Origin of the sequence: Craurococcus roseus (genome assembly GCF_039523795.1) — a bacterium.
Taxonomy (GTDB): Bacteria; Pseudomonadota; Alphaproteobacteria; order Acetobacterales; family Acetobacteraceae; genus Craurococcus; species Craurococcus roseus.
In genome coordinates this window covers 36,391-48,328 of the sequence record NZ_BAAAFZ010000014.1, presented here as the reverse complement: position 1 = coordinate 48,328, position 11,938 = coordinate 36,391, and the positions used below count along the sequence as shown (strand labels likewise).

Here is an 11,938-nt window from a genome sequence, read left to right as displayed (position 1 = left end):
CGGCGTTCCTCCTCGCCGCCCCGGGCCGCGCCGCCCCTGCCGCCGACGATCCGCCGGTCCAGGGTGTCTGGATGATCGAGGGCGAGGTCGCGTTGGCCATCGCCCCGTGCGGGGACGCGGACGGGGACGCGCTCTGCGGGCGCATCGCGTGGCTGCGGACGCCGCGCGACGACGCCGGGCGCCCGAGGCGCGACACCATGAACCCGGACCCTGGGCTGCGCGACCGCCCGCTCTGCGGCGTGGCGGTGCTCGACGGCCTGCTGCCGGTCCCCGACGAGCCCGGCCGCTGGGCCGCCGGGTCGTTCTACGACCCGCGGGACGGGCGCGGCTACGGCCTCGCGGCGACGCGCGTGTCCGCGGACGTGCTGGTGGCGCGCGTCTACCTCGGCATGCCGTTCCTGGGTGTGAACCAGACCCTCCTCCGGGTCGAGCGGGCCAGCGGGGAGGGGTGGTGCTGAACGGCCGCATGTAGGCGCCCCGTCCAAAGGCCCTGCCGGGTCCGGCCCGGGGGCTCAGCGCCTCGTCGCGCCTTCGGCGGCCGCGGCCACCGCGCGCGGGCAGCCGTGGGGGACGTAGACCGCGCCCTGGGCGGTGTTGCCATCCGGCCGCGCCGTCGCGCCGAACACCGGCAGGCAGCCGCCCGGCGCGGGCGAGGCGTAAACGACCCCCACGGGATCGGAACTGCGTGTCACGGGCGAGAAGCGCAGTTGCGGCTGGTCGGCCTGCTGGGCGGGAGGGGTCTGCGCCGCGGCGGCGGAGACGGTGGCGGCGATGGCGAGTGCGGAAAGGATGACGTGGTGCATTTGGCCTCCAAGAGCGGCGCCCGTGTTGCCGGGCGTGGCCTGGAAGCGCCCGAAGCGGCGTTCCGATCCGCCGCGGTCCGAGGCGTTCGCGGACGCTCCTGTGGGCGGCGGCGCGGCTCCGGGTCCGGGCGACCTTGGCCGCCCGCGCCGTCCCGATGGCGGAGCCGCGCCGCGCCGCGCAGCGCCCGAGCGCAGGGCGGGCCAGCACATGCCTGAGGATGGAAGAAGGCCCGCCGTCGTGCCTCCTCTGATCACATCCGATCGACCGTGCCCCGCCGCCGCCTTCCGTTGCGCCCGCCGCGCGTTCCTCTGATGTCGTACCAAGGGAGGAACGTCATGCGGGTGTTCTTGGCTGTACTGTTGCTCGTGCCCCTGGCGGGCTGCGGCTACTCGCGGGGCGAGCGCGCCGTCTCCGGCGGCCTGCTCGGCGCCGGGGCGGGGGCGGGCGTGTCGGCCCTGACCGGCGGCGGCATCGGCACGGGCGCGCTGATCGGCGGCGGCTTGGGCGCGGCGGGCGGCGCCCTGACCGCGCCCAGCCGCCGCGGCTACTACGGCAGCGGCTATGGCGGCGGGTACCGCAGCGGCTACCGGCGGGGCTATTACTGAGCGATCCGCGTCCCCGGTCCGGCCGCGGCGGCGGGGAGCTTCGGCACCGCGCCGCCGCCTCTGCCCGCTCTCAGTAGCGCCTGCCGACGTAGCTGTCCCTGCGCCCGGCGCGGTACTCCCGCCGGGCGGCCTGCCGCTCGCGCTCCCGCTGCCACGCCCGCCGCTCGGCCCGGCGCTCCTGCCGGGAGTAGCGGCGGTCCTGCCGGTAAGAAGGGCGGTACTGAAACTCGACGTGCTCCGGGGCCGAGCGGCAGGCGCCGGGCTGCGCGGCGGCGCGACGGCCGTCGATCGTCCCCAGCCAGAGCGCCGCGCGCGTGAGCGCGGCCAGTGCGAAGCGTTTCATGGTGTCCTCCCTGGGCCGATATCATTTCCGATACGTCCCGGGCCATCCACACGGTTCGCCAGCGGGCGTGCGCACGCATCCGCGGCGGCGGCCGCAACGGCGGGATCAGGCGCCGCTCCTGGCCGCTGGACGGCTCGGCGCGGCGCGGCGCGTCATCCACCACAGCCCGCACCGGTTCGCGGACGGTCTCGTGCACGGTGGCGCACCGTCAGGACCGGGCGACAAGGCCCGTCAGGCCAGGAACCGCGTCGCGGCTGGCCGGTTTTGGGACCGGCGGCGCGCGCCGCGTCGTCGGGGTTGGCGCCGCGCGCGGGACAGAACGGCGGACGTGTTCGTGCTGCGGGTTTCGGACACAGGGTGTTCACCGCCGCGCTCCCGGTCGGGAGGCTCGGTGCGTCTTTGGAGGCGGGCATGAGCGACGACTACGAGAAGGCGCGGGCCATGATCGCGGGGGCGCGGCGCGGCGACGCCCCGGGGCAGGCCATGAAGGCGACCATCGAGCAGCAGATCGCGGGCGGGGTGGAGGCGGCCGGGCACGTCCACATCGAGAAGGGCGACACGATGTGGAGCTTCGCCAACCGCGTGCTCGACGCCGTGCAGGAGAAGGAGAAGGAGCAGAAGGGCGGCGGGTCCTAAGTCGGCGAAGCCTGCTCGCCACAGGGTGAGAGGGTGGGCGTGCCCGCTCGCGCACGCCTCGCGTGCATCCGGCGGTCTCCTCGGGCCGCCGACCGCCGCCTGCTGCGGGTGCCCCACAACACCTCAAACGCTCCGCTGGTGGCCTTGCCGCCCGGGGCGGCCTTGAGCAGCGGCACGAGGCCGTCCTGCACCTGCGGGGCGAGCCTGTCCATCAGGCCGCCCTTGCCCGCGTACCTCCTGACCATGGCGTACATGGCCTTCCTCCCCGTCCTCCGCCGGTCCCGGCGCGGGAGAAAAGCCTGTGCCGGTCCCGGCCCCAGGACGCTGCGTCCCCGCCAGCGCAACGGTCAACGGAAACCCGCGCCACCGGCACCGACCGCGGCGCTCCCCATATCGGCGGCAACGCGCACACCCCCTTGTGGAGGACGCCATGGCCGACCTCGCCATCGATCCCGACCCGCTCCGCGACCGCATCGTCGACGCGGCGCTCGCCATCGCCGAGGAGGACAGGGGCGGCTGGTACGACCTCCGGCTCCACCTCGTCGCGCATCGGCTCGGCGTGCCGCTCTCGGCGGTGCTGGAGCGCTTCCGCGACGCCGACGCCATCGCCGACGCGTGGTTCGCCCGGGCGCTGCGCGCCATGGTCGGCGGCGAGCCCGCACCGGGCTTCGGCGGCGTGCCGCCGAGCGCGCGCGTGCACGCCGCGCTGATGCGCTGGTTCGACGCCCAGGCGGCGCACAGGCGGGCGGTGGGCTCGATGATCCGGGCCAAGCTGCACCCCTCGCACCCGCACCACTGGGTGCCGATGGCGTTCAGCCTCTCCCGCCTGATCCACTGGGCGCTGGAGGCGGCGCGGCTGGACGCGCGCGGCCTGCCGCGGCAGGCGGAGGAGGTCGGGCTGACCCTGGTGTTCCTGCGCGCGCTGCGGCTGTGGCTGGAGGACGGGAGCCCGGGGCAGCGGCGCACCCGCGCCTTCCTGCGCCGGGACCTGGGCTGGCTCGACCGGCTGCCGCGGCGTCCGGCGCCGGACCTTCGCCGCGGAAGCGGATGACCGGTCGCGGAGCGGAACACCGGCGGCGTGCCGGTCCGGCCGACCGCCTTGGGACGCGCCCCAGGGGATATGGCCAACGGCGTTTCCGCCGCCCGGCGCAAGTCGTGCAGGGGATCGGCCGGTGAGGGTGCTGATCTCGGGCGCGGGCATCGCCGGGCTGTCGCTGGCCCTGCTCCTGCGCCAGCGGGGCATGACGCCGGTCGTCGTCGAACGCTCGCCCGGGCTGCGCGACGGCGGCTACGTGCTCGGCCTCGCCGACCCCGGCCCCGACGCCGCCGAGCGGATGGGCGTGGCCGACGCGCTGCGGGCCGCCCGGCATGTGCCGCGGCGCCTCGTCCACGTGGACAAGGACGGGCGGCGGCGCTCGCCGGAAGCGTGCGCCGATCCAGCGCCGCCACCGCCGCTCGGCTGATCGGTTTCCGGCCGTGAAAGCGGCGGTCGACGCGTGGACGGCCTCCTACCGGATGACGAGCTTGCAGAACAACGTCGCAATGTCGATTCCCTGCCTGAGCGTCCATGCGTAGGCGGCCATGGCGACGAACGCGAACACGAACGCCCAATAGGTGATGCGGAATTGGTGCTTGTGCCGACCCAGTAGCCCCCGCCTCGGCAAGTCTGCCGTTAGAAAGCCGCGGCCCGGCTCGAACATCCTCCCCTCCTCGCGGCACAATCCGCGCTCGATCGCGTCGAGCATGTCGCGGCTGCGTATGTGGATGCGCAGGGCGATGTACGAGATGAACGCCCCGAAGAGGGAGATGCAGGCCGGGACCGCCTTGTCGATTTGCGTCGCCACGTTCATGGACTGGACGTATGCGGTGGCGATCAGGCCAGCGATGATCAGAAAGTAGTTGAACATCGTGTTTATGTGGCCGTGGTACAGCTTGTAGATGTCGAGCAGGTAGTCGAGGCGCTGCTGGCTTGCTTCCTCGTCCGCCTCGCGCGCCTCCTTCGCTTCGTTGGTGGTCCGCTGCCTTGGCGCGAGCGCGTTTGCGCCCGTCACGAGGAGCGCGAACAAGAGCGGCCAGTGGGGGACGCGCATGTCACTGCTCACGCGGCGGCAGGCCGTCGAACGGCGGCGCGCGCTCGGCCCACTCCAGCAGCAGCCCCAGCGTCACGCCCTCGGCGACGAAGGCCGCGTCCGCGACCGCGAGGCGAGCCCGGAGCAACGCGTCGGCGTCGGCCTCAGCGGGGGCGGGCCGGTGGTCGCCATTAGATGCTTGCATCGGAACCCCCGTCCGCCTTCGCCACCTCCGGGGAAGCCGGTCGGGGGCGCCGCCCACGTTATGCGGTGCCCGCCGTGCAGGCCGTGAGGTGCGGCACACCTCCCGAGGCGCGGCAATCTTCGCCAGCACGACGCTACCTGTGCGGCGCTCAGTCCTCGGGCTGCTCGTCCTGCGGGGGCGCGGGCCGCTCCGCGGTGAAGCCGAGGCTCCGCAGGGCCGCGATGCTGCGTTCCGCCGAGGTGTGGTGGACGAAGGCGCCGCCCCTCCGTTCCCAGCCCTCGCGCGCTGAGGCGCGGTCGTCGACCAGCACGTGGCCCGGGCCGGACCAGCGCGGCTTGTCGCGGGCCATGCAGGTGACGACGGGCACGTGCGCGCCCAGCATGCGCGCCACCCAGCGCCTCTTCTGCTCCGGCGCCCATGTCCCGAGCGGCAGGCCGGTGAGGATCGTGGGCCGGTGCGGCTCGCAGAAGCGCCACAGCGCCTCCGTGTCGTGCATGAACTCCAGCGTCTCGTAGAAGCGCGGCGCGCGGGCCAACGCCGCCCACATGACCTTGAGCGGCAGTTCCTCCGGCCGCTTGCCGGTGACCTCCTGGACGCCGCGGTCGAAGTCGGCCAGCACACCGTCGAGGTCGAGGAAGAGCTTCACCGGTCCGATCCCCCGTCGCCGCTCGCCGGTCGCCCGGCCGTGCCGCCAACGGCCGTCCGGCCGACCCGGTTTCGTCGTGTTTGCACGACGCGGGGCCGCCGCCCCGGGCCGCCGCTTCCCCGGCCGCCCCGGTGCGTGCCAACCTGCCGGGATGGAGATGCGCACCGAACCGGATCGAGCGAGGGCGGTCCGCGTCCGCGCCTACCTGGGCCGGGTCCGCGACGTGAAGCGGACCTTCCTGGTGCCCGCCGACGCGGACCTCGCAGCGGCCATGAAGCGCGCCGCGCTCGCCGCCCTGCCCAAGTCCGGAGGCTGGCGCCTCCTCGTCGTCGTCGTCGAGCGCACCGGCGAAGACGAGCACGTCGGGCTGTTCCTCGACCGGCTGGCCCGGCGCCACATGGCCGAGGGCGGGCGCGACTTCGCGGCGGCGCTGGCGGTCACGGCGGACGGGGCCAGGGCGGTGCTGGCGGTGGCCGCCGAGGACGCCGAGCGCATCGGTCGCCTGCGCGCGGCGTTCGCCGGGGAGGTGCCCTGACCCCAGGGCGGCGGCCATGCCGGACACGGGCGGCCCTTCACCGGGGCAGTCGAAACCCGGGCCGCACCCGACCCGGCGCGATGGCCTCGCGCTCGCCCCCGCTCGGCCGCAGCCCGCCCTGCCATCGTGCCCGCTGGCCAACCGCCACGACCGGGGTGATCGGGGTTCGACCCTGGTGTGTGTCCTAGAAGAAATCAGTCCCGACGCCCGGAGCCGGGTTGCCCATTCGCCTGATCAGAGCCAGGGACGCGCACGCATCGATGAAGAAATGCACGGCCGAGTTCATGACGTACCCCCCTCGGCCGTCCCTCAGCCGGTAGAACCGCCAAAAGAAGTCGCCTTGTTGCAGGTCATTGAGCGCGACCTTCAACTTTGATCCGTACTGCTGATCGTTCTGGTCGAGGCCATGGCAGAGGGCGGCGCGCAACTCGTTGATCTGCTTCAGGCATTGCAGCAAGAATCCGAGGTGCCCGAGGTTGAAGGCCCACACGCCGAGCAAAACCGCCAACGCGGCGCCGGGGACCACCTTGTGCCCGGAACCGAAGCTGCCCGCGGCGAACTGGACGGCGGTGTACACGCCCCACAGCGTGTAGAACTGGGTCTGTTTGCCGATGATCAAATCGACGACCTTCGAGACTTCCACCGCCGGGGATGGTGCCGGGGCGGCGGGTGCCCCCGCGCGCGGTTTCCCATCGACGGGGAGGGCCGCTTTTTCATCGCGCATGGGAATGGCCCATTCGTACCCCGCTGCATCCGGCGGCGCCGCCGTTCGTCGCCCCTCCTGGCCAGGAGGCTGTCGAACCCGGCGGGGAGCGGCTGGGCTCGCCTTGAGCGCCGCCCGGAAAGGCGTCGACGGACCTCCGGCGATGCCGCCCCTGTCGACCGCACGCCGTCGGTGGTCGGCCGAGGCGCGCGCCGTCGTCCAGAGCGCGCCGCCGCAGGACCGGCGGCGGCAGGCCGTCGAAAGGCGGCGCCGCCCGCCCGGCCCACCTCAGCAACAGCCCGAGCGTCACGCCCTCGGCGACGAAGGCCGCGTCGGCGATGGCGAGGCGCATGCGGAGCAGCGCGTCGGGGTCGGTGCCTGCGACTGCGGGCCGGTCCTCTCCACGGGACGCGCGCATCGGAGCCTCCTTCGTGCCCGCGCCCTCCGGATGAAGCCGGTCGGGCCGCCCCGACGTTGGTCGCCCCGCGCCGCGCGCGCTGTGCGCCCCGTCACGCCGTAGGCCGCGTGCACGGCTCCAAGATGTCCACGGCCCCCTGGTGCGCGGCGCCGGGAGGAGCCATCGACGCGCAGCGCCGCCCCGATGGATCGGCCACGCGCGCGGCGGACACCGGCGAGCCCCGCGCCGTCCCCGCCGGGAGCCCCCGCCGACGCCTGCGACGGCGCCGGAGGCCAACTTGTGCCGCCGCGACGCCGAGGTGGCGATGAACAGGAAGGCCCTCTACGAACTGTTGTCCGTCCGCGGGGCCGTCGTCCTTTTCTCCGCGTGGGTGTTCCAGCAGTCCGCGCTGGAGAGGGCGAACGCCGCGCTGCGGCGGATCGACGCGGCCGAGGACGTGTACCGCACCTACCAGTCCACCAACGCCCTTTTCAACGCCATCATCGCCGTGCGGCCACAGGACGCGGACGCGGAGCGCGAGGTGCGCCGCTTCCAGGTGTACAACTACGGTCTCGGGCTGGTCAGGTTGGCGGAGGTGACCGGCACGGAACGCGTCGTCGGCTACGACGTGCCGCAGGACCGCATGCAGGGCCACTTGGAGGATGTCCAGAGGAAGGCCGCGGGGATGCGCCGCGACATCGAGGCGAGGCGGGACCGGTTCGGCTTCGCCTTCGTCCTGACCTACGGCTTCGGCTCGCTGCTCGTCCTGCTCGGCAACGTGCTGAAGGTGCTCCTGCCCGCCGAGGCCAGATAGCCGCCGGGCGGGGGGCCGCGCGCGCGAACCCTTCGGGTGTGGCCAAATTGCCGCGCGGACGACGGTGGCACCCTCCGGGCGCCCTGGCGACCGGTCCATCCGCGCCTCGCTCGCATCGCAGCCGTCCGGGGCGGGGAGGGGCGGCGGCGTGCCGTCCGGCGCCCCGCCCGCGTCAGTGGAGGCGGCCGGCCCGGACGGCGGCGGCGAACAGCGTCGGCTGGCCGGTTAACTCCGCCGTCAGCGCGTCGATCTCCTCCGCCACCGCGTAGAGCCGCGCGAAGGCCGGGTCCGCTACGGGGACGACCGCCGATGCCTTGCTGCACTCCTCCCGGCAGGCGCGCGCAACCTCCAGCAGGCGGCTCCGCTGCGCGGGCGGGAGCGCGCGGGATCGGTCCGGCATCGGCAAGTCCCCTCAAGAGAACAGATTGGGAACTTCGCCAAACGCCGGAAGCGTTGTCAAGCGGAACCGGCGCGACATGGAGCGTTGGAACGCCGAGAAGGCTGAAGCGGGCATGGTCATCGACACCTACCTCGACAACAACGTTTGGGACCTGCTGTTCGATCTGCGCCTCGACCTGTGCGCCGAGTTGCCGCCGGGGGAGTTCCGTATCCTGATCACCCGCGAGGGCGAGATGGAGGTGACGGCCATCCCGGAGCGCAGGGCCGAACTCAGGGCCTTCATTAACGGGACGATCGGGCGGTGCGGGGTCGAGGTCGACGGGCACTTCGGCTTCCGCGACGACAACCTGCCGCCGGAGGAGCAGCGGACCATGGGCTTCGGCTCGGGCCGGTTCATCACCGAGGACGAGAGAGACTTCGCGGCCCACACCCCCTGGCGCAGCGACGATCCTCCGCGGAAGCCGGAGGTGAAGCTGCGCCGGAACGAGGCCGATGTCGCCCTCGCGGCGCGGGCGTTCCTCGGGGTTGTCCTCACGCTGGACAGGAAGCCGGGCGCGCTCGCCGACGCGCACCGGCAGGGCGGGAAGGTCGTGTTCCTGACGGGCTTCGAAGGAAGCGGGTTGACGCTGCGTGAGTTCGTCGAAACCGCCTTGTAGCGCGCGCCCGACGCCCCGTCGCACCTCATCTCTGCGGCGCTGCTTGGGGACGGTCCCTCTCCAGCGCGAGCCACGCGGCGAGCAGGCGCCCGCGGTCGTCGGGGTGGGGCTTGTCCAACACCTTGGGCACCGCGACCCGCTCGACGCGGCAGTGCCGGAGGCCGATGCGCAGTTCGCACCACGGCGCCACCGGCGAGGCATCGACGTGGTGGGCCGTCGGCACCGGGCAGTGGACGCGGACGCTCTCCCGCCCGGACGCGCCCGCGTGGGCGGTCGGCAGCTTGCGCCGCCCGCGGACCGCCATGATCGCATTGCGCCGGACCGACACGGGGCCGGTGTCCCTGCCAGCCCGCGCCCCGTGAAGAGCCTCCGGCTACAACCCCTCCATTCGTCGCCGCAGCCGCGCCACCTGGGTGCGGAACCACCGGGCGCCGCCGGGAGTCGGAACCCCGGCCGCGGTCAAAGCCTTGGCGATGGCCTCGTTGTCGGCGCCCGGCGGATGGTCACCGATGACGGCGGAAACACGCGGCCATATGTCACCGGCCCGTTCGTCGGCGCGCTGGCGGCGGGCGCGGTGCGCCGAGGACATGATGTCCTGGCGGAGGCCCTGGAGGGCGGCGTCGCCGACGCCAGGGCGGCGCGGAGGCGGTCCATCTCCCGTCGCGCGTCGGCGGGAGCCACCGGGTACTCGTCCCACCGCCTGCCGTCGATCACCGCCTGATCGCCGCCGCCCTTGCCGTCCAGCCCGTTGCGGCGGCTGTACCAGTGGCCCCATTGCTTGAAGAACTGCGCGACGCCGAGGGCGGCGCAGAGGTCGCGCACGCCGCGCACCCATTCGGGCCGCATCGGCCGCGCCCGCTCGACGCGGTTCGCGCTCTCGCCGCCGTATATCGCCCAGTCGATCCCCGCGAGGTTGACGCCCGCGATCGGGCCGAGCAGCGGCTCGAAGCTCACGAACCGGACCTCGGCGGGGATGGCGCGCAGCGTGTCGATCCGCCACGCCGTGTCCTGGTGCTCGACGCTGACGCCCAGCCACACGCCGGGCAGGCAGGAGAACTCCGGGTGCTCGCGGTAGAATTCGAGCGCGAGTTCGGGGCGCTTCGTCAAGATTTGGTAGTGGTGCCCGGGGTGGCGGGCCATCTCCCGGTACACCCAGAGCGTCATGCCCTGGCGGAGCGCTTCCGGGTGGAAGAGGTCGCTCATCGAGCAGACGAAGATGCGGTGCGGGCGCGCGGGGTTCGGTCTGAGGTGGCGCATCGCGTACCGCTTGGCGTCGGAGTTCCAGTTCACCACGCCGGTCCAGACCGGCAGGCCCTTCACCTTCTCGACCGTGCCCCGGTAAGGGCTGCCCGGCTTCCCCGAAAGGCGGAGCGCATGCCACATCGCGTAGCAGCGCGAGCAGCCCGTGGTGCAGATGGAGCAGCCCACGATCGGGTTCCAACTGTCGCCGGTCCACTCGATCTTGCTCGCGCCGACCACCAGCGCCAGCAGGACGATCCATCCCGGGTCCAGCACAGCCACGGCGACCTCCGGAAACACAATGCTTTTCGTTTGCTGACGGGGCGGCTCCCGCGACGCAATGCCCCGCTCTGGTGACGCAAGGCATTGCGTTTCCGCCGGGCGCGCCGCGCCCGCGGCTGGCCGGGCCGCTCACGGGCGGGGTAGGCCGGGGCGTTCAGGTCTTGGTCTCGGCGGCGAGCCGCGCCCATTCGGCCGGGTCGCCGTCGACCGTCGCGCCGTCGGTCTCGAAGCACACGGCCTCGCGCTCCCCGTGCTCGTCCGACCAGTGCAGGATCGCCGTGCGGGGGACCACGCACCGCAGGACCACGGGCGAGACCGGACGCGGCAATTGGGCGAACCACGCCGCCACCCGCTTGTCGGTGGTCCACGACACCCCGCGGCGCAGGAGCGGGTCGTCCACCGAGTAGCCGCGCCAGAGGACCACCGGGTCGCCGAGGCGCACCGGCACCTTGCTCTCCGCGTCCGCGAACATGCGGCGCAGCGCGGCCCGGCCCCCCGCCGCCGCGCCCACCGCCGCGTGGTCGTGGGTCCACGCCTCGACCAGCGCCGCCCGGTGCTGGCGGCGCGGCCCGCGGCCCTCGGCGAAGCGGAGGTGGAAGAAACGGGCCACCCAGCCGCGCCACTCGTTCGGGGCGGCGATCACCGCGCGCCGGACCGCCTGCGTCGAGCGTTTGTCCCAGCACGCGGCGACCAGCGCCTCTTCGGCGTAATCGGGCATGTCTGCCAAGAGGGCTTCCAGCACATCGTCCGCGGAAATGTCGGGGTCGGACGGGTCGGGCACCAGCCACGAGTCGGGCCACGTTTTTTCGCGGCTGTAGAACCGCATCCTGTCCCCGTCGTCCGGCGCTCCGCCGGGCTCCGTGTCCATCGCGTCTCTCCTCTTCAAACGAATTGCGGGCGGAACAGGGCGGCGTCCGGCCCCCCGCGCGTGAAAAGGCGCACTCTCCGGCGCCACAGGCTCCTGCTTCATCCGCTAAGCCAAGGCGCGGAGTCCGCGACCCTTCACCAACCGGTCTGTCGGCGCGCGCCGGTTCAGAACATCACCACCCCCGGCGTGGTGGGCACGTTGAGCGCGCGTTCGAGTTCCGGGTCGAGCATGCCGCGCTCCCGCCACGTCAGGCCGGGGCCGTCGGGCTCGATGATCAGCGCCAAAGTCGCCACGCCGCTGCCCTCCAGCACTTCGGAGGCGCCGCCCGCCACCAGCCTGTGGGCGAACAGGATGGTGAGGTCGAGCATGAGGTCACCGTCCTGGTGCGGCTCCTCGGGGCGTGCGAGGGCGCGCCGCACCGAGCGCGTCAGGACCCCCAGGTGGTGCGGGCGGTTGCCGCCCAGCGTCAGGATCGATTTGATCGCTCCATCCAGTTGGGCGCGTTCGGCGACCACGACGACCGCTTCCCCGGCGTGCGGCCCCGCGTCGGGCATGGCGTGGATCAGCACGTTCTCGCCGCCGCGCCGGTGGCGCGCCAACTCCTCCGGCGAGGCGTACTGGCTGGTGTCGTCATCCATGGCTTTGTCCTTGAGGTGGAGGCGGAGTCCGAAGGACTCCGCCGGTTGGCCAGCGCCGCGCCGCGGCGCGCGTCTCGGGTGAGCGTCCTGTCGTCCGCC

The 11,938-nt window shown here is 73.4% G+C and carries 19 protein-coding genes; 8 read left to right on the top strand and 11 right to left on the bottom strand.

The window, feature by feature from the left end; genetic code table 11:
- On the top strand, positions 1 to 458 hold a 458-nt coding region (locus ABD067_RS07235), incomplete at its 5' end, for a DUF2147 domain-containing protein (RefSeq protein ID WP_343894533.1).
- A gap of 54 nt (positions 459 to 512) precedes the next feature.
- Here ABD067_RS07235 and ABD067_RS07230 read toward each other — a convergent pair.
- A complete protein-coding gene (locus ABD067_RS07230; RefSeq protein WP_343894532.1) occupies positions 513 to 803 on the bottom strand; it encodes a hypothetical protein in 291 nt (96 codons plus the stop codon).
- Positions 804 to 1,139: 336 nt separating this feature from the next.
- Between ABD067_RS07230 and ABD067_RS07225 the strand changes: the two genes are divergently transcribed.
- On the top strand, positions 1,140 to 1,409 hold the full coding sequence (locus tag ABD067_RS07225; protein WP_343894531.1) for a hypothetical protein: 270 nt from the start codon (positions 1,140 to 1,142) through the stop codon (positions 1,407 to 1,409).
- Between the two features lie 70 nt (positions 1,410 to 1,479).
- Here the strand turns inward: ABD067_RS07225 and ABD067_RS07220 are convergent, their stop codons facing one another.
- Complete coding sequence (locus ABD067_RS07220) at positions 1,480 to 1,752, bottom strand: hypothetical protein (RefSeq protein ID WP_343894530.1); 273 nt, start codon at positions 1,750 to 1,752, stop codon at positions 1,480 to 1,482.
- Between the two features lie 411 nt (positions 1,753 to 2,163).
- On the opposite strand from ABD067_RS07220, the gene ABD067_RS07215 reads away from it, so the two are divergent.
- The 3 genes from ABD067_RS07215 (at position 2,164) to ABD067_RS07205 (ending at position 3,851) form a co-directional block, all read left to right on the top strand.
- Positions 2,164 to 2,388: a hypothetical protein gene (locus ABD067_RS07215; protein ID WP_343894529.1), complete on the top strand. Its 225-nt coding sequence runs from the start codon at positions 2,164 to 2,166 to the stop codon at positions 2,386 to 2,388.
- A 430-nt stretch (positions 2,389 to 2,818) separates the two neighbouring features.
- Positions 2,819 to 3,439, top strand: a complete 621-nt coding sequence (locus tag ABD067_RS07210; RefSeq protein WP_343894528.1) for a hypothetical protein — start codon at positions 2,819 to 2,821, stop codon at positions 3,437 to 3,439.
- Between the two features lie 121 nt (positions 3,440 to 3,560).
- Entirely contained in the window at positions 3,561 to 3,851 is a 291-nt protein-coding gene (locus ABD067_RS07205) for an FAD-dependent monooxygenase (protein ID WP_343894527.1), read from the top strand.
- A gap of 45 nt (positions 3,852 to 3,896) precedes the next feature.
- Here ABD067_RS07205 and ABD067_RS07200 read toward each other — a convergent pair whose 3' ends face one another.
- The 3 genes from ABD067_RS07200 to ABD067_RS07190 form a co-directional block, all read right to left on the bottom strand.
- The gene (locus tag ABD067_RS07200) at positions 3,897 to 4,478 is read right to left on the bottom strand and encodes a hypothetical protein (protein WP_343894526.1); all 582 of its coding nucleotides are present in this window, start codon (positions 4,476 to 4,478) and stop codon (positions 3,897 to 3,899) included.
- A gap of 1 nt (position 4,479) precedes the next feature.
- Entirely contained in the window at positions 4,480 to 4,662 is a 183-nt protein-coding gene (locus ABD067_RS07195) for a hypothetical protein (protein WP_343894525.1), read from the bottom strand.
- A 148-nt stretch (positions 4,663 to 4,810) separates the two neighbouring features.
- Complete coding sequence (locus ABD067_RS07190) at positions 4,811 to 5,308, bottom strand: hypothetical protein (protein ID WP_343894524.1); 498 nt, start codon at positions 5,306 to 5,308, stop codon at positions 4,811 to 4,813.
- A gap of 157 nt (positions 5,309 to 5,465) precedes the next feature.
- Between ABD067_RS07190 and ABD067_RS07185 the strand changes: the two genes are divergently transcribed.
- Positions 5,466 to 5,843: a hypothetical protein gene (locus ABD067_RS07185; protein WP_343894523.1), complete on the top strand. Its 378-nt coding sequence runs from the start codon at positions 5,466 to 5,468 to the stop codon at positions 5,841 to 5,843.
- A gap of 184 nt (positions 5,844 to 6,027) precedes the next feature.
- Here the strand turns inward: ABD067_RS07185 and ABD067_RS07180 are convergent, their stop codons facing one another.
- Entirely contained in the window at positions 6,028 to 6,567 is a 540-nt protein-coding gene (locus ABD067_RS07180) for a hypothetical protein (protein ID WP_343894522.1), read from the bottom strand.
- A 674-nt stretch (positions 6,568 to 7,241) separates the two neighbouring features.
- On the opposite strand from ABD067_RS07180, the gene ABD067_RS07175 reads away from it, so the two are divergent.
- Positions 7,242 to 7,757 (top strand): hypothetical protein, encoded by a 516-nt coding sequence (locus ABD067_RS07175; protein WP_343894521.1) that lies wholly within the window; start codon positions 7,242 to 7,244, stop codon positions 7,755 to 7,757.
- 172 nt (positions 7,758 to 7,929) lie between these two features.
- On the opposite strand, the gene ABD067_RS07170 is transcribed toward ABD067_RS07175, so the two are convergent.
- Positions 7,930 to 8,157 carry a hypothetical protein gene (locus tag ABD067_RS07170; protein ID WP_343894520.1) on the bottom strand — a complete coding sequence of 76 codons (228 nt, stop codon included), beginning with the start codon at positions 8,155 to 8,157 and terminating at the stop codon, positions 7,930 to 7,932.
- A 76-nt stretch (positions 8,158 to 8,233) separates the two neighbouring features.
- Here ABD067_RS07170 and ABD067_RS07165 point away from each other — a divergent pair, with 76 nt between their 5' ends.
- Entirely contained in the window at positions 8,234 to 8,812 is a 579-nt protein-coding gene (locus tag ABD067_RS07165) for a hypothetical protein (protein ID WP_343894519.1), read from the top strand.
- 25 nt (positions 8,813 to 8,837) lie between these two features.
- Here the strand turns inward: ABD067_RS07165 and ABD067_RS07160 are convergent, their stop codons facing one another.
- From ABD067_RS07160 to ABD067_RS07145, 4 genes are all read right to left on the bottom strand, one after another.
- Complete coding sequence (locus ABD067_RS07160) at positions 8,838 to 9,116, bottom strand: hypothetical protein (protein WP_343894518.1); 279 nt, start codon at positions 9,114 to 9,116, stop codon at positions 8,838 to 8,840.
- Positions 9,117 to 9,271: 155 nt separating this feature from the next.
- The gene (locus ABD067_RS07155; protein WP_343894517.1) at positions 9,272 to 10,333 is read right to left on the bottom strand and encodes a DUF5131 family protein; all 1,062 of its coding nucleotides are present in this window, start codon (positions 10,331 to 10,333) and stop codon (positions 9,272 to 9,274) included.
- 154 nt (positions 10,334 to 10,487) lie between these two features.
- Positions 10,488 to 11,201 (bottom strand): hypothetical protein, encoded by a 714-nt coding sequence (locus tag ABD067_RS07150; protein ID WP_343894516.1) that lies wholly within the window; start codon positions 11,199 to 11,201, stop codon positions 10,488 to 10,490.
- Between the two features lie 164 nt (positions 11,202 to 11,365).
- Positions 11,366 to 11,839 (bottom strand): hypothetical protein, encoded by a 474-nt coding sequence (locus ABD067_RS07145; RefSeq protein WP_343894515.1) that lies wholly within the window; start codon positions 11,837 to 11,839, stop codon positions 11,366 to 11,368.
- Between the last annotated feature and the right edge of the window lie 99 nt (positions 11,840 to 11,938).